Source organism: Brasilonema angustatum (assembly GCF_059505445.1).
This window is the reverse complement of the sequence record NZ_JCACKO010000065.1, coordinates 1-16,850: the sequence shown is the minus strand read 5'-3', so window position 1 is coordinate 16,850 and position 16,850 is coordinate 1. Positions and strand designations below refer to the sequence as shown.

The 16,850-nt window shown below is 43.5% G+C and carries 16 protein-coding genes; 11 read left to right on the top strand and 5 right to left on the bottom strand.

The annotated features are described in order from the left end of the window. The first annotated feature begins 27 nt into the window (after positions 1 to 27). The 4 genes from cobG (at position 28) to AC5JM2_RS13450 (ending at position 3,839) form a co-directional block, all read left to right on the top strand. Positions 28 to 1,542 carry a precorrin-3B synthase gene (gene cobG, locus AC5JM2_RS13465; RefSeq protein ID WP_495835380.1) on the top strand — a complete coding sequence of 505 codons (1,515 nt, stop codon included), beginning with the start codon at positions 28 to 30 and terminating at the stop codon, positions 1,540 to 1,542. A 309-nt stretch (positions 1,543 to 1,851) separates the two neighbouring features. Then, positions 1,852 to 2,481: a precorrin-8X methylmutase gene (locus AC5JM2_RS13460; RefSeq protein WP_495835379.1), complete on the top strand. Its 630-nt coding sequence runs from the start codon at positions 1,852 to 1,854 to the stop codon at positions 2,479 to 2,481. Further along, a complete protein-coding gene (locus tag AC5JM2_RS13455; RefSeq protein WP_495835378.1) occupies positions 2,478 to 3,182 on the top strand; it encodes a precorrin-2 C(20)-methyltransferase in 705 nt (234 codons plus the stop codon). The genes AC5JM2_RS13460 and AC5JM2_RS13455 overlap by 4 nt, the downstream gene beginning before the upstream one ends. A 39-nt stretch (positions 3,183 to 3,221) precedes the next feature. Beyond that, on the top strand, positions 3,222 to 3,839 hold the full coding sequence (locus AC5JM2_RS13450; protein ID WP_495835377.1) for a Uma2 family endonuclease: 618 nt from the start codon (positions 3,222 to 3,224) through the stop codon (positions 3,837 to 3,839). Positions 3,840 to 3,894: 55 nt separating this feature from the next. On the opposite strand, the gene AC5JM2_RS13445 is transcribed toward AC5JM2_RS13450, so the two are convergent. Beyond that, on the bottom strand, positions 3,895 to 4,935 hold the full coding sequence (locus tag AC5JM2_RS13445; protein WP_495835376.1) for a hypothetical protein: 1,041 nt from the start codon (positions 4,933 to 4,935) through the stop codon (positions 3,895 to 3,897). Between the two features lie 90 nt (positions 4,936 to 5,025). After that, positions 5,026 to 5,196 carry a hypothetical protein gene (locus AC5JM2_RS13440; RefSeq protein ID WP_495835375.1) on the bottom strand — a complete coding sequence of 57 codons (171 nt, stop codon included), beginning with the start codon at positions 5,194 to 5,196 and terminating at the stop codon, positions 5,026 to 5,028. 112 nt (positions 5,197 to 5,308) lie between these two features. Between AC5JM2_RS13440 and AC5JM2_RS13435 the strand changes: the two genes are divergently transcribed. After that, positions 5,309 to 5,548 (top strand): hypothetical protein, encoded by a 240-nt coding sequence (locus tag AC5JM2_RS13435; protein ID WP_495835374.1) that lies wholly within the window; start codon positions 5,309 to 5,311, stop codon positions 5,546 to 5,548. Between the two features lie 386 nt (positions 5,549 to 5,934). Here the strand turns inward: AC5JM2_RS13435 and AC5JM2_RS13430 are convergent, their stop codons facing one another. Continuing rightward, entirely contained in the window at positions 5,935 to 6,531 is a 597-nt protein-coding gene (locus tag AC5JM2_RS13430; protein ID WP_495835373.1) for a glutathione S-transferase family protein, read from the bottom strand. Between the two features lie 1,031 nt (positions 6,532 to 7,562). Between AC5JM2_RS13430 and AC5JM2_RS13425 the strand changes: the two genes are divergently transcribed. The 6 genes from AC5JM2_RS13425 (at position 7,563) to AC5JM2_RS13400 (ending at position 14,200) form a co-directional block, all read left to right on the top strand. After that, positions 7,563 to 8,063 (top strand): DUF2231 domain-containing protein, encoded by a 501-nt coding sequence (locus AC5JM2_RS13425; RefSeq protein ID WP_495835372.1) that lies wholly within the window; start codon positions 7,563 to 7,565, stop codon positions 8,061 to 8,063. Beyond that, complete coding sequence (locus AC5JM2_RS13420; protein ID WP_495835371.1) at positions 8,060 to 8,665, top strand: DUF2231 domain-containing protein; 606 nt, start codon at positions 8,060 to 8,062, stop codon at positions 8,663 to 8,665. The genes AC5JM2_RS13425 and AC5JM2_RS13420 overlap by 4 nt, the downstream gene beginning before the upstream one ends. 75 nt (positions 8,666 to 8,740) lie before the next feature. After that, entirely contained in the window at positions 8,741 to 9,646 is a 906-nt protein-coding gene (locus tag AC5JM2_RS13415) for a cytochrome c oxidase subunit II (RefSeq protein WP_495835394.1), read from the top strand. Positions 9,647 to 9,709: 63 nt separating this feature from the next. Further along, complete coding sequence (gene ctaD, locus AC5JM2_RS13410) at positions 9,710 to 11,389, top strand: cytochrome c oxidase subunit I (protein ID WP_495835370.1); 1,680 nt, start codon at positions 9,710 to 9,712, stop codon at positions 11,387 to 11,389. A 475-nt stretch (positions 11,390 to 11,864) separates the two neighbouring features. Further along, on the top strand, positions 11,865 to 12,467 hold the full coding sequence (locus AC5JM2_RS13405) for a cytochrome c oxidase subunit 3 (protein ID WP_495835369.1): 603 nt from the start codon (positions 11,865 to 11,867) through the stop codon (positions 12,465 to 12,467). A gap of 158 nt (positions 12,468 to 12,625) precedes the next feature. Continuing rightward, positions 12,626 to 14,200 carry a GMC oxidoreductase gene (locus tag AC5JM2_RS13400; RefSeq protein WP_495835368.1) on the top strand — a complete coding sequence of 525 codons (1,575 nt, stop codon included), beginning with the start codon at positions 12,626 to 12,628 and terminating at the stop codon, positions 14,198 to 14,200. Between the two features lie 117 nt (positions 14,201 to 14,317). Here the strand turns inward: AC5JM2_RS13400 and AC5JM2_RS13395 are convergent, their stop codons facing one another. Both AC5JM2_RS13395 and AC5JM2_RS13390 read right to left on the bottom strand, forming a co-directional pair. Continuing rightward, positions 14,318 to 14,512 carry a hypothetical protein gene (locus tag AC5JM2_RS13395; protein ID WP_495835367.1) on the bottom strand — a complete coding sequence of 65 codons (195 nt, stop codon included), beginning with the start codon at positions 14,510 to 14,512 and terminating at the stop codon, positions 14,318 to 14,320. A 221-nt stretch (positions 14,513 to 14,733) separates the two neighbouring features. Beyond that, on the bottom strand, positions 14,734 to 16,850 hold a 2,117-nt coding region (locus tag AC5JM2_RS13390; protein ID WP_495835366.1), incomplete at its 5' end, for an AAA family ATPase.

Below are 16,850 nucleotides of genomic sequence, written 5' to 3'. Positions count from 1 at the left end.
GCGTCGCACGGAGAAGGAGTTGTAGGCGTGTCTACTTGTCCTGGTCTTTTTTATCGAACATCCGCACGAGACGGTATTTTATCTCGCATACGCTTGCCCGGAGGAATACTGACGAGTCAGCAGTGTCGTGTCATAGCTGATTTAGCTGATGAGTTTGGAGAAGGTTACACCAACATAACTAATCGTGCTAACCTCCAAATCCGTGCAATTCGTACACAGATTCCCGGTAATGTTTTAAGAGTTCTACAGGAGATTGGTATTGCTTCAGCTATTCCAGAGGTTGATCATCTCCGCAATATCATGGGTAGTCCCACATCTGGCATTGATTTCTACGAACTCATTGATACTCGACCACTCATCCGCGAATTAGATCATTACATTACTACTCACCCCGAGTTAGCGCCACTTTCACCGAAATTCAGCGTTGCTTTTGATGGCGGTGGTTCTGTGTCGATTGGCGATCGCTCGAACGATATCGCCCTGACTGCGGTTATGGTTGATAATAACGTTTACTTCCGGCTCAAACTGAACTTGGGTACATCGCTGTTTGAACCATTTATTGATACAGACATCCTGCTAAAACCAGAGGAGTGTGTTGAGGTTGTGGCTGCATTGGCACAAGTCTATTTGCAGCATCTCACACTAGAGACTGGAAACACAATTCCTCATCGCAAGTCACGTCAGCCACGTTTTTGGGAGATTTTGAACAACTTAGGTATAGAAAGATTTCTTCAAGAAGTTGAACGTCATCTTCCCTATCCACTACGGCGTTTTTCTGTGAAAAGCAGTCATACACAAATTAAGGAGGAATATAGAGATATTGGATGCAATGTCTATTCTAAATACCAACACATAGGTGTCCATCCCCAACGACACAAAGGATTGTCCTACATTGGTGTTGTCGTACCAGTTGGTAGATTAAATACTTTACAAATACGTGGGTTAGCGGATATAGCTGAAACCTACGCTAGTGGTACACTTAGGCTGACACCTTGGCAAAATCTTTTGATATCAGATATTCCTCAACAGTGGATTCCCAAGATACAAAGTAAAATTGAAAACTTAGGATTGCATTGGTCTGCAACTAATATTCGCAGTGCCCTAGTTGCTTGCGCTGGTAACACCGGATGTGCGTCTTCAGCAACAGATACTAAAAATCATGCCCTAGCATTAGCGCAATACCTGGATGATCGCGTTATTCTTGACCAACCAGTCAACATTCACTTCACAGGTTGCGAAAAATCCTGTGCTCAGCATAGCAGGAGCGATATTGCTCTTGTTGGTTTCAATATTGAAGATAAAGGGGAAGTGGTGGAAGGTTATAAAGTCTGCGTAGGTGATGGTGATAGTCACGAAAAATTTGGACGAGAACTTTACGGTTGGGTGTCCTTTACAGAATTACCTTCACTGCTAGAGCGAATGTTGCAAATATATATGGCAGAACGTGATACTTCCAATAAATCATTTGGTGAATTTGTCAACCAATATGTAATTGCAGACTTACAACAATTGTTTTTTGAAAGGAGAGTGGTTAGTGGTTAGTAAATAAACAAACAACTAACAACTACTCCCTTTCCGCTACAAAATTACCTATCTTGATATCTTGCACCATTACTTTGTAAATCACTAATGCTTATATGAAATAGTGTTGAAATCGACTCAAAAATCAGTTCCAGTTTCAGTCCATTTTAATGGACTTCCACTATTAGCCTGGGACTCACAGTCCTAGGTGGACGAGAATAGTGCGTCAAATAATATGTAATGACTTTGCCATTTGTTTTACCAGGTGCAAGATGTAAGTATTTTTATTCTTGGCGGTTCGTTTAACAATTAAAAACTAATAACTAACAAATGACTATTGACTACATAAAAGATGGTAACAAAATATATCGTAAATCCTTTGCCATAATTCGCTCAGAGGCAAATCTGTCTGTACTTGCCCCAGATGTCGCGAATGTTGCCGTGCGTCTGATTCATGCTTGTGGGATGACAGATATTGTTTATGACTTAGCAGCTTCACCAACAGCTGTCGAATCTGGGCGTACAGCCTTAGCAGCAGGGGCACCGATTTTGTGTGATTGTCGGATGGTAGCAGAAGGTATTACGCGGCGACGACTACCAGCAGACAATTCAGTGATTTGCACCCTCAATCATCCTGATGTGCCAGAACTTGCTCAAAAACTGGGAACCACCCGTTCTGCTGCTGCTTTGGAATTGTGGCTACCAGTGTTAGAAGGGGCTGTGGTTACGATTGGCAACGCACCGACTGTTTTGTTTCGGCTACTAGAAATGTTGAGCGCTGGGGCACCAAAACCAGCGCTGATTCTGGGTTTTCCTGTTGGGTTTGTGGGTGCGGCAGAATCGAAAGCAGCACTAGCAGCAGATAGTTTTGGTGTGCCATTTATGACATTACATGGTCGGCGGGGTGGAAGTGCGATCGCCGCCGCCGCAGTTAACGCCTTAGCAACGGAGGAAGAATGATGAACAAAGGTCGTCTTTATGGAGTTGGTGTAGGTCCTGGCGAGCCAGAACTTTTAACACTGAAAGCACTGCGGCTATTACGTTCTTGCCCAGTGGTCGCCTATCAATCTGCAGACGATAAGGAGAGTATTGCTAGAGGTATCGTAGCCCAATATCTCCCTGGTAATCAAATCGAAGTACAGTATCATCTTCCCCGCGCTCTTGATCCGTATGCAGCACAACCAGTTTATGATCAGGTTGTCATTCCTATACAAGAACATCTTGCCGCTGGACGGGATGTGGTGGTACTGTGCGAGGGAGACCCGTTATTTTACGGTTCGTTTATGTACGTATTTACACGATTGTCTGACTATTTTGAAACAGAAGTCGTGCCAGGAGTGTCTTCACCAATGGGATGTGCTTCAGCACTAGCAGTTCCTCTGAGTTATCGTAACGATGTTTTCAGCGTTCTACCAGCCCCCTTGCCAGCGGAAGTTTTAGAAGCACAATTGTTAAATGCTGATGCTGCTGTCATTATTAAACTGCGACGGCATTTTACAAAAGTTCGTGATGTGTTGCATAAATTAGGACTGGCATCACGGGCGCGTTACATTGAACGAGGGACGATGGCAAACCAGCGAGTTGTTTCCTTGGATGATATGGATCCATCCCAAGTGCCTTATTTTTCGATGATTTTGGTGCCCAGTAAGAGTCATTTATAAGTGAGGTAGAAAGCAGCAAGAACAAAAGGAGGAAAATAGATGACTCAAACCTTACGCAAACTAGTGACATTTCAAGAATTTGTGGAGTGGAAACCAGATGGAAAACGCTATGAACTGCATGATGGGGTAATCGTTGAAATGTCGCAACCTTTGGGAGATCATGAAGACATCACAGGTTTTTTAACGCTAGAGATAGCAGTGGAAATTAAACGATTAAAGCTTCCTTATTCCATACCCAAAACAGCACTAGTTAAACCACCTGAAAGTGAATCAGGTTACTCGCCAGATGTGTTGATACTAAATCGTCCTAATTTGGCAACGGAACCACTTTGGAAAAAGGAATCTACTGTAACTCTTGGTGCATCAATTCCTCTGGTGATTGAAGTTGTTAGTACTAATTGGCGAGATGATTACTACAAAAAATTTGGTGAGTATGAAGGAATTGGAATTCCTGAATACTGGATTGTAGATTATCTTGCTCTTGGCGCTCATAAGTTCATCGGTAACCCCAAACAACCTACTGTTTCTGTTTACTATTTGGTGGAAGGTGAATACCAAGTTACTCAGTTTAGGGGAGATGATCGCATCCAATCCCCAACATTTCCAGAACTTAGCTTAACTGCCCAACAGATTTTTCAAGCTGGGAGCAATTCTTGAGTGTAGTCACGCAGATGCAGAAACTCCCTTGGTATACAAGGGAGTTTCTTTTTGACTACTCTTGTGGCTTTGGTTTCGGCTTTGGTTTTTCGAACATTGGTTTTTCGCTCATTGGTTTTTCGCTCATTGGTTTTTCACTAAAATTACCTTTGGGCCTGACTGTATACGGTGGCTTACGTTCGTATCCCCCAACATCCTTGCCAGCAGCTCTTTCAGCATCCCTCTTCGCCTTTAACGCTGTCGCCTTATCTTCCTTGCTCACTTTTAGGAACTTGGGTGGCTTCTCCAACGGCAGCCCCAGCAACGAATCAAATGCAAAAGCATCACGCCCAGGCAGAAATTTAGCTTTGATCTGCACGAAAACCGGCTTGCCTTGCTGTTCTTTTTCAGCCTTGGGATTGAATCTGAACGGCGGAACTGGCGCATCCCTCCAAAATAGTGGCAGGTGGCTAGCTTTCATGAATTTTACCTTTTTTGCTGGTTCCGATTTTTTAACATGATCTAACCGCTCTTTGGTAAAATTTCGGAATATAGAGATGCAGGGAGTAGGGCAAACGGGGATGAACTGCCATAATCCACAGAGTTTGAACTCCATGTCAGAAAGTTCCTCGGATGCCGCCCCCTTTGTTTCACGTCCTTTGTCAAACCCGACGACTTGAAACGAAACCTGGGCGGGTTGATCGCGTCTAGGAAAGTGCGTAAAACGCGGGTAAACAACCAACCGTTGAGTGGCTTCGCCCGTTGCCTGTACTTCTTTCTTCAGTGCTTCAAATGCTCGCTGTTTCTTGGGCGCGTAAAAGAGAGGATACTCTTTGTTCCCAATCATGATAGTACTTTTGTTCTCTTCGCTGAAAGCGACTTTTCCAGTAATAACTCCAACAGCTTGAAAGATGGCACCAGGTTCTTCTATTTCCGGCTTATGCTCGTGATCAGAAGCAGTGGTTTCTTCGGGATCGTCTTTGTGTTCTTGCGCTTGGGCTGCAGTTTGTTCTGAATCAGTGGTTTGTTCCGATTCAGGTGATACTCCTTCAACGCCACTCAGAGATGGCTCTGGGGGAGTTTTAATGGTGACAATTTCTACTTTTTTAGGTTTCATAATTTTTGATTCTATTATAAAAAACTTAGGATATTTTCCCAAGTTTTTTGGGATGGGGTGTGCGATCGCCTTTCTTGTGCTAAAGAAAGTTCACACAAAAACAGACTTAAGCGTTCCTCTGTAACGGGGCAAAGTCACGCAGTTACTTTCGGCACCAGCACCGCCGAGCCATAGCCGTTGCTGTCGATAAGCCCTTGGATTTGATGTAGATCTCACCACCTCTATCAATCCAATTTGGCAAAAAAAATTATCCAAATTCATGGTGTGCGCACAGAGTTTTTTTAGAGCTATCCTGACAGCATCAAGATATTGGAGATAGAGGAAATTCCTGATAATTGCTTTGAGCACTACTATTTCAATAAATATGTGCATAGTGAGCCAGAGAGTCAATGCAAAATATTCCGTCATCTGGACGGAGCAGAATCGTGTTTATCTACAAGATAATTACTTTACACGAAAAACCTCAAAGCTACCAGACAAGAAAAGCTACAAAAAAATCAAGCTTTGGAAAATAGACACTAGCTTTGGTGTTAAAGCTTGGATTAATCTGATTTCGCTCTTGTGCAACAGTAGCGAAATTATTATTCAATATTTCAATCCAGAAGAATTTTAGCAGATGTTCGAGTTACGTGTTCGAGACTTCAAGGCGTGCTTACCCCAACAGGCAGAACAAACACAAGAACAAGCTTTGTTCTCATCTAGATTCACAGGTGAATATTCCCCAAACCTCCTGGTTTCCAATACTTGCTCAAGAAGACGAGGCAAGGAATCCCCGCTTTTTCTAAAACGGGGAGGAATTGTCTCCTTGCCCCGTCTTAGTCATTAGTCACTAGTCATTAGTATAATTAATGACGATTTTCGCGAGAAGCTACTAATGACTAAAGACTAATGACTAATGACTTCGATTTCTCCCGGCTTTTTATGAAATTAAACGGAGTGAAAATTTCATAGCCGGGAGATGAGTTAACATCAAACTCTACTTTGGATTTTGGATTGATACTACAGCCCTGGCATTCCAACGTATCCTGGTAATTGTTTCATCTGCTTAATCCAAGCAATTATGTTGGGGTAAGCATCTAAAGAGACTTTGCCATCTGGGGCTAGTGCAATGTATGGAAAACACGCAACATCTGCGATAGTGGGGCGGTTCAGTTCCAGCCATTGTCGCCCAGTCAAATGCTCATCCAGTATTTTCAGGATTGCATAAGCTCTTTGTGTTGCCAGTTGCACATCTAACGGAATTTGAAACAGGTGGTATCGTCTGGCAGATTCCGGTCCCTGATGAATTTCATTTGCAGCAGTGAACAACCACCCCATGACTTTGCTCATGCTTTGTGCTTCTGTGGGTAACCAATCCTCATCACCGTAACGTCGTGCTAGATAAACCAGAATCGCATGAGAATCTCGTACCACAACGTCCCCATCCACCAGTACAGGAATTTGACCAAAGGGATTTAGTTTGAGGAATTGGGGAGATTTGTGTTCGCCACCGCGAAGATCAACCAACACCTGCTCATGCTTAATCCCAAGCAGCGATAGCATTAATCGTACTTTATAAGAATTTCCGGATAATTCGACATGATAAAGCTTAATCATAGGATTTTTCACGTGATAGCTAGTTCTTTCCCACTATGCTTATGTATCAGGTAAAGATTTTGCACACAACTTCTGTATCTTACAATATTTGACAATATTTGATGGTTTACCCAGGACTCTTCAAGATGATTCAGAATTGACTAGTACAGTGCGGCGTAAGTTTAGATAGGGTTATACTGCCAAACGCTTCCCCTTAAAAGTCTATATTTACACCCTAACCGAATTTACGCCTTGGAGTACTAGTACAGTGGGTGCGTAAATAAATATACCATTCAATAATGTTGGAACAAACTATAGCAGTCCTAAATGATTTGTAAATATTGATTTAAGACTGTTGACTGTCAACTGTTAACAGGAGCCAGCGCTACAGAAGGGTTTGCCGACAGAGGCGTCTGGCGTTCAACAGCGCAAACGAACTGTTCACCTATCAAATAAGATTGCTATATCTGTGAGCGTTTGTATAACCCTTGTTGCTATGCTTGATTCTACGATTTTTTGTGCTATCTTCTAAAATATAAAAAATAGAAAAAAAGTTAATTTTACTGTTCTATTTTAACAAAATAAAAAAAATATAAAACTATCAAAGCATACATAAATTTTATTTACAGAAGTTTAAGATAGGTAACAGTGGTAAACAGTCCTAGGGAATAAATTACCACAAAAATGCAATTAGATTGGGCATAGGGCTGCTATTGAACCAGGTTTTTCGTTAAAACCTGTGGCTATTTTCTGACTTAATGATTGAGTATCTGACCCTCAAAGTAGGTATCGAATCATTGTGCGTGTGAAGTAAACAGTGAACAGTGAACAGTAAACAGTGAAGATTGATAACTGATAACTGATAACTGATAACTGTTACACTCTAACATCTTAGAGAAAGTTCTAAAGATTGATTTTGTCAATAATTGACAAACATAAAATGTCGTAAATTTTTAATTTAATTCCGTATGAAAAATGTTAGGTCACAAATATTTACTGAATACAGGCTTTGCAGTGACAAATAATTCAGAAGATATATCTAGGAGTAGAATATGTTTGAGTATTTTCCGGCCTTGAATGATCATAATCTACCGTATCCAGATACAGTTCATCCCATTGTTGTACACTTCGTCATTGCGATGGTATTGTTTGCCTTTGTTTGCGATGTCATTGGTTATTTCACAGGGAAATCCCGTCTTTTTGAAGTGAGTTGGTGGAATCTATTTTTTGCCACCATTTCTATCTTCGTCGCGATCATTTTTGGTCAGTTTGAAGCAGGTTTGGCAGAACCTTATAATGCTGTTGAGTCAACATTGAACATACATACACTGCTTGGCTGGTCGCTTTCAGGAATCCTTGCATCTATAACAGCTTGGCGCTATGTCATTCGTAGCCGAACCCCACATAAAGTACCGTTTTCTTATCTTACACTAGGGCTGATTTTAACTCTTCTGGTTGGCGTACAAGTGTATCTCGGAGACAAACTGGTTTGGGTCTATGGACTGCATACAGTACCAGTTATTGAAGCACTAAAAGAGGGGTTGTTGCAATGAATACTGAAATTATTGACCAATTAAAAACACATGTTGGCGCAAACGGATTGCCCTATGCAATACCAATTCATCCAAACTTAGTTCATCTCACCCTTGGTTTATTTATTCTTGGAATTCTGTTTGATGTCGTTGGTGTCCTGTTCCCCTTACAAACTCCAGTCTTCAAATTTTTAGCAATTAACGCCGTTCGTTCCAACTTCTTTGATGTTGGCTGGTACAATTTGCTGGGTTCAGCCGTGATTAGCTTTTTTACGGTAGCAGCAGGCTTTTACGAAATCATGCTGGCAAATCCACCATCTGATGTGAAGAGTGCCTGGGGATTACAACCAATGGAAACAATGCTCTGGCATGGTATCGGTGGTGTCTTATTATTAGCATTGATTGTTGGCATGACTGTTTGGCGAGGATTGCAGCGCTACGTTTGGTGTAAGGATAAAAGCCAACAAGTGCAGTGGGGTTACCTGATTTCTGGGTTCGCAATCATGTTTGTGATGTACCTTCATGGAACACTAGGAGCGCAACTGGCTGCTGAGTTTGGTGTACATAATACCGCTGATATGTTGTTGCGATTGGGTCAAAACCCCAATGTACTGCTCAAGTAAATAATTCTAGTCCTTAGTCATTTGTTCCTTGCTAATGACTAATGACTAATGACTCATGACCAATGACTAATGACTATGAAAATCTGGAATGTTTCGATCATAATTGTAAGTGCGATCGCCCTGACTCTTGTCAGTCTCTGGATCGGGCAGCAGGCATATTCTTGGCTTCCTCCGCAAGCCGCCGCAGAATCACAACTGATAGATAATTTGTTTAGCTTTCTCGTGACACTGGGCGCATTCATCTTTCTTGGAGTGACTGCAACTGTCATATACTCTGTGACTTTTTATCGAGCTGGCAAGTATGACTTTAAAGATGGTCCACCGATTGAAGGGAATATCACAGTCGAAGTTGTCTGGACAGTTATCCCAATTTTGCTAGTGTTATGGATTGCAGGCTATAGTTACCAAGTCTACGACCAAATGGCAATTCGCGGTCCAATGGAAGTTGTCCACCTGCATACACCAATGGGGATGGAATCGGCTTATGCAGCACCTATGGACTCCTCAACTGAACCTCTGGAAAACATTGAAGTCAATGCCAAGCAGTGGGCTTGGGTATTCCGCTACCCAAATCAAGGTGTCACCAGCACCGAATTGCATTTACCGAGCAATCACCGCGTTCATTTAGCAATGCAATCAGAAGACGTGATCCACGGCTTTTATATTCCCGCTTTTCGACTTAAGCAAGACGTTATTCCTAAACGCACAATTGACTTTGAATTCACCCCCATCCGCGTGGGCAAATATCGATTAACCGATTCCCAATTCAGCGGTGCTTACTTCGCTACAATGCAGGCGAATGTAGTTGTTGAGTCTCCCGAAGACTATGATAAATGGCTTGCCGAAGTAGCAACTCACAAACCATCCCCTGCACCTAATCAGGCAGCTGCTGAGTATACCCAGCAAACAAAAGGACTTATCAAAACTGGCTGGCCTGCAGTTAAGCCTGCGCAACCTCCGATGGTCAATTACAGCAATTAGTTAGTGGTGAGACTAGTAGACGGGGCGCGGAAATAAAGCACCCATTCAAAGGACAAATGACACATGACCAATATTTCCGTTAAAGACATCAATATAACCGGTGGTGCAAACCCTCATCACGAAGCTGGAACAGGCTGGAAGCGATACTTCAGCTTTAGCACTGACCACAAAGTCATTGGTATCCAGTATATCGTCACCGCTTTCATTTTCTTTCTTGTTGGCGGTATATTTGCAATGGTGATTCGGGGGGAATTGATTACCCCAGAATCAGACCTTGTTGACCGCACAGTCTACAATGCCATGTTTACTATGCATGGCACAGTCATGTTATTCGGTTGGACATTTCCAATACTGGTAGGTTTTGCCAACTACCTTGTGCCGTTAATGATTGGGGCGCGAGATATGGCATTTCCCCGCTTGAATGCGGTTGCGTTCTGGATGGTTCCTGTGGCTGGAGCTTTGCTGATGGCGAGTTTCTTTCTGCCAGGTGGTCCAGCACAAGCGGGCTGGTGGTCTTACCCTCCCGTCAGTTTGCAAAACCCCTCAGGTCAATTGATAAATGGTCAATTTCTCTGGCTTTTAGCTGTGGCAATATCGGGGGTTTCCTCGATTATGGGAGCAGTCAACTTTGTGACAACAATTGTCAAGATGCGGGCACCAGGCATGACATTCTTCCGGATGCCTTTGTTTGTCTGGGCAGTCTTTAGCGCTCAGATTATTCAACTGTTTGGACTCCCTGCCTTAACTGCAGGTGCAGTCATGCTCCTTTTTGACTTAACAGTTGGAACCAGCTTTTTTGACCCCGCCAAGGGAGGTAATGCAGTTCTTTTCCAACACTTTTTCTGGTTCTACTCACACCCTGCAGTTTACGTGATCATTCTGCCAGTCTTCGGGATTTTTTCGGAAATCTTTCCTGTGTATTCTCGTAAACCTCTGTTTGGCTACAGAGTCGTGGCAATTTCATCGCTGTTGATTGCTGGAGTGAGTGCTCTAGTTTGGGTACACCATATGTACGTCAGCGGTACTCCAGGCTGGATGCGGCTGATTTTCATGCTCTCGACAATGTTCGTTTCTGTGCCTACTGGTATTAAAGTCTTTGCTTGGGTTGCAACTATCTGGGGAGGTAAGCTGCGCCTGAATACGCCGATGCTATTTGCTTTGGGTGGATTGATATTGTTCGTGTTTGCCGGTATTACTGGCATCACGCTCTCCTCTGTTCCAATTGATATTCACGTTAACAATACATACTATGTGGTGGGTCATTTCCACTACGTTCTTTATGGCACGGTGACGATGGGGATGTTTGCTGCCATATACCACTGGTTCCCCAAGATGACTGGACGTATGTACAACGAGGGTTGGGGTCAGTTGCACTTTTGGCTGGCATTTATTGGCACCAATCTTAACTTTTTCCCTATGCATCCATTAGGATTACAAGGAATGTTGCGTCGCGTTTCTTCCTACGCTCCTGAGTATGAATTCTGGAATATTGTTGCCAGTATTGGAGGGTTTTTACTAGGAATGTCCACTTTACCTTTCATTCTCAACATGATAGCTTCCTGGATGCATGGAACGCAGGCTCCTGAAAATCCTTGGCGGGCAATTGGATTAGAATGGTTGGTTTCTTCACCACCACCTGTAGAGAATTTTGAGGAAATTCCTGTGGTTATTTCTGAACCCTATGGGTATGGTAAATCTGAACCATTAGTCGCTGCTGCTGGTCAAGTTCATAATCACAAATAGGTTGGGTATAAATAAACGTATTTCTTGTAATCACTGTTGATTGTTCACATAGCAATCCTAAATTATAAGAAACAATTCTGTAGGGTGGGCATTGCCCAAAATAGGTTTTCTGGTGAAATGAAAAATTTTTACTGGGCAATGCCCACCTTAGGTTTAAGGGAGCATCCCAAATGTGTAAATTTCTTTTACTGAAATCTTGCACCCTCCGGGTTCGCCAGTCGCTCATGGGGGAAACCCCCAAGACCGCGCTGGCTCACCATTCTCAATAACTGCAAGGTGGGCACTGCCCACAATGTAAAAATAGGAGTCGAGCGCGAACAGTAAACAGTGCCCACCCTACAAAATTTGCTAAATCATAAGCCCTATCTTGGACGCTACGTAAACGTAAATAACAAGATTCCCGACAACTTTAAAAGTTGTCGGGAATCTGAACCTATCGATTTTCACAAGTTAAACGTAAAGGAGAATTTAATCAATGGATAGTTCTATCATTTCAGAACAGATACAGGAACCTTTGCATGAGCATACCCACGACGAAGAAGGCAACAAAATGTTCGGTTTTGTTGTGTTCTTACTTTCAGAGAGTGTCATTTTCTTAAGTTTTTTTGCAGGCTATATTGTCTACAAAACAACAACTCCCGATTGGTTACCGTCTGGTGTTTCTGGATTAGAAATTAAAGACCCCGCTATTAATACGGTGATTCTTGTTTCTAGTAGCTTTGTGATTTATTTCGCAGAACGCGCCTTAATACGTCATAATTTGAATCAATTTCGCCTGTTTCTTTTAGCAACAATCGCAATGGGAACTTACTTCCTTGTTGGACAGGCGATTGAGTGGAATCACCTTGCTTTTGGCTTTACCAGTGGTGTTTTTGGTGGGACGTTCTACTTGTTGACTGGTTTTCACGGTTTGCACGTTCTCACTGGGATTATCTTGCAAATGATTATTTTTGCTCGTTCGTTTCTTCCGAGCAATTATGAGTCTGGTCACTATGGTGTGAATGCAACATCTTTATTTTGGCACTTTGTTGATGTGATTTGGATTATTTTGTTTATCCTTATTTATATCTGGCAGTGAACAAAGTTTGAAAAAAATGAATTTGATTTGGGAGCATCCAGAATATTCAAAATGAAACAAAATGCCATTCACACGTATTAAGGCGATCGCTTTTATTTTGAGTTTTCAATTTTGCATTTTGACTTGTTTTTCTATAACCTTAAAGGAGGAGAAATCCTATGATTGTTGATGATCAACACTATGACTTGATTATCGTTGGTACAGGTGCAGGTGGAGGTACATTATTACACAAACTTGCACCAACAGGTAAGAAAATTCTTATTCTGGAAAGAGGCGATTTCCTACCAAAAGAAAAAGAAAATTGGAGTCCCCTTGAGGTCTTTGGAAAAGCACGCTATAACGCTCGTGAAGAGTGGTACGATATCTCAGGAGATCCTTTTCGTCCCCAAACCAATTATTGGGTAGGAGGTAACACCAAGGTTTATGGTGCGGCTTTGCTACGGATGCGAGAAAAGGATTTTGAGAAGGTTCAACATCAAGATGGTATTTCTCCAGAATGGTCTGTCAAATACCAGGACTTTGAACCTTACTACACCGAAGCAGAAAAGCTTTACTCTGTCCACGGTAAACAGGGAGACGATCCAACAGAACCTCCTCACAGCGAAGATTACCCTTCTGCTCCGGTAAGCCACGAACCCCGAATGCAGCAACTTTGCGATGCTATCCTTAAGCAGGGGCTGCATCCATCGCATCTGCCTTTGGGCTTAAGGCTAAATGAAACCGATGCCGATGACAGTGATTGTATCCGTTGTAAAACTTGTGATGGGTTTCCTTGTAAGGTTGATGGCAAAGGTGATGCTGAGGTGATAGGAATTGTCCCAGCCCTGGAATTGCCCAATGTCACACTAAAGACAGAAGCTAAAGTTGTCTGTTTACACACTAGTCCGTCTGGTCGAGAAATTAAAGCTGTTGAAGCGGAAATTGGTGGGCGATCGCATCTGTTTTTCGGCGATATTGTAGTGCTGGCGTGTGGGGCGGTGAACTCAGCGGCGTTGTTGTTGCGATCGGCAAATGAACAGCACCCTCTCGGACTTGCCAATAGTTCTGATCAGGTGGGACGCAACTTCATGAAACACCTGATGACAGCACTGGTGCAACTCAGTCCTAAACCTAACCATACCGTGTTCCAAAAGACGATTTGCGTCAACGATTTTTACTGGGGATACTCGGATTATGAATATCCGATGGGTCATATCCAGAATACGGGTAGTCTTCTTCAGGAAATGATTCTTACTGAAGCACCACCTTTGTTGGCTCTTTTGTCAAAATTAATGCCAGGACTTGGGCTGCGGCAGTTGGCATCGCGTACAATTGGTTGGTGGCTGCAAACGGAAGATTTACCCGACCCCAACAATAGAGTGCGCGTGGACGGTTCTAAGCTGTATTTGGATTACACGACCAATAATTTTGAGGCTCATGACCGCCTGATTTATCATTGGACAGAAATACTCAAGGCAGTAGAAAGAACTGAAAACAAATCGGGGTTACCGCTGGACATTTATCCTTATAGCAATACCACGATTCGAGTCGTGGGGCATCAGTGTGGTACTCTCCGTTTTGGAGAAGACCCGGCAACATCTGTTCTTGACCTTAATTGTCGCACCCATGATGTAGATAATCTTTATGTTGTAGATGGCAGTTTCTTCCCATCTAGTGCTGCTGTGAGTCCTACGCTAACGATTATCGCCAATGCCCTGCGAGTTGGCGAACACTTGATTTCACGATTGAATTAAGTAGAACAGAACTTACGCAACGAGATCCAGCAATTATGGGAGGATGTAAGGGGGTGAGGGTGTCACAGGTTTGAACACCTACACCCTTACACCCCTATACCCCTTGCCCATTGAAACTTAACGCTTTTCGGTTCCTTGATTACCACCGCCCTCTACAACAGACTCGCTGCTACCAGATTCTGGTGCTGCAGAGTCTTTACCACCACTTTTAGTAGCAGCCCCTGTCTTGCGGGTTTCTTCGTCAACAGTGGTTTCATAACCACCGGAAGTGTTAGTGCTTTGTTCTTGTTTTTCGTTTTCTGGATAAGACATGATAAAACTCCGTATTTAACACTCGTTACATCTTAGGAAGTATAGGAATGCTATTTCTTCTGTCCAAGATGTAATTCTGCTTAATTATTCCATATGTCTTGTGGATGAATTATTATTTATATCGTGTTGGAGAACAGGGAACAGGGAACAGGGAACAGGGAACAGGGAAGAAGAAATAAAAAGTACCTAGCTGAGCAAAAATCAAATAGAAGTCCTATATTTTACAATTGGGAAACCCAGCGACGAAAGAGTTCTACGATAATGCGCCAGCGTCCCTCAATTTCTTCAACAACATCATGACGCTTTAATGTATTGAGCGCTTCTTGTAAAGCGGCAATTTCTATATTTGTACAATCAGATAACGCTGTAATACTTAATCCTTGTGGTGATGACGCTAACGCCCGAAGTATCGCCTGCTGACCAGCAGCACCCCGCGCCGCCTGACCCCAAACGCCATCAAAATAGTAGCGTCCCCGCTGGAAAAACTCAGAGTCGTTGACAACTGCCTCCACATCCCCTATTCTGAGATTATTATCTCGGGCGCGTCCTGTGTTGAAAACTTGGTCATTGTAACGGCGGACGAGTTGGAAAGCGACAAGTTGTACTAAATAAGGTTGTCCGTGGGTGAGTTCGTAGATTTTATCAAGGGCTTCCGGCGTGTAGTCCAGGGGAAAGTCTTCGATAGATGGATTTGCAAGAATTTGGTCAGTAGCCCCAGCTTTCATGAAACCAACTTTGATTGTGATCACACTGGCGTAGAAAGGTTGAAAGTAATCGGCTGTCATCTCCTCCAAGGTGTGCAAACCTGCTAGGACAAAAGCGATTTTAGAGCTTTTCTGCGTCAACCCCCGGAGATACCCCATAAAATCTACAGGGATTTTTCCTGCCGACATCAGTTCCTCGATTTTCTCGAACTCGTCTAAGGCGATAATTAAATTCTTAGTTCCTAGTTCTTTCTCCACCTGTGTCAAGTATCTTCTAAATGTTGGTTGCGGAAAACTCAGCAAATCATCATTGCTTGGAGGTGGAATTTGCATCACTTCAGAAATGGCATCAGAAATCGCCATCAGCACTTCTACAACTCCTTGGGGAGCATCTGCAACTTCTAAAAGGTTGACATAAGCTACTTGTACACCTGCTTTTACAAAACTGGCGACATTCCGCAGAATGGAAGTTTTGCCCATCCGCCTGTGTCCGTAGATAACGACAGATTGGAGTTGAGAACCCCTGATCCACAACTCCTGCAACAGTCTGATCACATCTTCCCGTCCAACGAAGCGATCGCCTACAACTGGATCACCAATGATGTAAGGATTACTCACAGGCTTGGTGATGGAAATTTCCCCGACTTCCTTGGCTATCCTCTCCAAGGCTTTTCTCCAAGTCTGGGCAATGTCCACAATTAACTCGTGTTCTGCTTGCGGCAGAGTCTCGGCATTATCTAGAATTTCTGTGAGTTCCCCTAAGGCACGGTTGAGGGCTAAGGAGCGTTGAGAAAAAGACCGACTGCGCCGTACAATTTTGGCATTTTCAACGACAGAACGTAGAGATGTGAGAGTTTGCCAGGTGACTGGACGCAGCAGAGGTTCTTGTGGAAAGCGAGGAATTTTAACTGTAGCGATCGCGTCTGGTCCCTTTGCTTGGTTAAAAGCTGCTAGAGTTTGGGCGAGGGTGAACATTTCTTCACCGTAGGGAAGAGAACGGACTTGTGCAAAAGCCTGCATTGCTTTGGCTGGTTCTTTTTCGTGCAGATACCAGAAACCAGCTGCTGTAGCACGGGCGGGAGTGTCTAAGCGAATGTCTGTGAAAAAACGAGCTTGGAGTTGTTCTTGCCAACGATGAGTTAACACAAAGAAATCTTCGACAAATTTTGACTTGAGCGTTTCATTGAGAGAAGCTGAGGTAAAACGCACGAGTTGCCAATCGAAAGGGGCTTCAGCTAGCTGAACGATACGAAAGACGACTTGCTCTGAAGGGATTTCTGCCAGCACCTGATTAACAGCTTGAATCACGGGGATGAACTGAAGAGTGTAAGCCAGCAGTTGGTTGGTGTTATGCAAACCAGTCTCCCAGTCTTGACACAGCCAATTTTTCAACCGTGAAGACAGGGAGTGAAGGGGGAGTATGGTAACACGGGGGATTTGCAATTGTCTATTGTGGGGAAACCACATAACAAGAGGTAAGCCCAAAAGCCAATTTTCCGGACGGAGTGTCGCCACGCCAAACGCCACGCCTAACGCCACGCAGCCCGCCACGCAGCCCGCCACGCAGCCCGCCACGCCAAACGCCACGCCAAACGCCACGCCAAACGCCACGCCAAACGCCACGCCTAACGCCA

What these genes read in the sequence shown, in the direction of transcription:
- AC5JM2_RS13460 (WP_495835379.1), top strand. Translation starts at nt 1,852, where the DNA reads ATGACTATTGACTACATAAAAGATGGTAACAAAATATATCGTAAATCC.
- AC5JM2_RS13455 (WP_495835378.1), top strand. Translation starts at nt 2,478, where the DNA reads ATGATGAACAAAGGTCGTCTTTATGGAGTTGGTGTAGGTCCTGGCGAG.
- AC5JM2_RS13450 (WP_495835377.1), top strand. Translation starts at nt 3,222, where the DNA reads ATGACTCAAACCTTACGCAAACTAGTGACATTTCAAGAATTTGTGGAG.
- AC5JM2_RS13445 (WP_495835376.1), bottom strand. Translation starts at nt 4,935, where the DNA reads ATGAAACCTAAAAAAGTAGAAATTGTCACCATTAAAACTCCCCCAGAG.
- AC5JM2_RS13440 (WP_495835375.1), bottom strand. Translation starts at nt 5,196, where the DNA reads ATGAATTTGGATAATTTTTTTTGCCAAATTGGATTGATAGAGGTGGTG.
- AC5JM2_RS13430 (WP_495835373.1), bottom strand. Translation starts at nt 6,531, where the DNA reads ATGATTAAGCTTTATCATGTCGAATTATCCGGAAATTCTTATAAAGTA.
- AC5JM2_RS13425 (WP_495835372.1), top strand. Translation starts at nt 7,563, where the DNA reads ATGTTTGAGTATTTTCCGGCCTTGAATGATCATAATCTACCGTATCCA.
- AC5JM2_RS13420 (WP_495835371.1), top strand. Translation starts at nt 8,060, where the DNA reads ATGAATACTGAAATTATTGACCAATTAAAAACACATGTTGGCGCAAAC.
- AC5JM2_RS13415 (WP_495835394.1), top strand. Translation starts at nt 8,741, where the DNA reads ATGAAAATCTGGAATGTTTCGATCATAATTGTAAGTGCGATCGCCCTG.
- ctaD (WP_495835370.1), top strand. Translation starts at nt 9,710, where the DNA reads ATGACCAATATTTCCGTTAAAGACATCAATATAACCGGTGGTGCAAAC.
- AC5JM2_RS13405 (WP_495835369.1), top strand. Translation starts at nt 11,865, where the DNA reads ATGGATAGTTCTATCATTTCAGAACAGATACAGGAACCTTTGCATGAG.
- AC5JM2_RS13400 (WP_495835368.1), top strand. Translation starts at nt 12,626, where the DNA reads ATGATTGTTGATGATCAACACTATGACTTGATTATCGTTGGTACAGGT.
- AC5JM2_RS13395 (WP_495835367.1), bottom strand. Translation starts at nt 14,512, where the DNA reads ATGTCTTATCCAGAAAACGAAAAACAAGAACAAAGCACTAACACTTCC.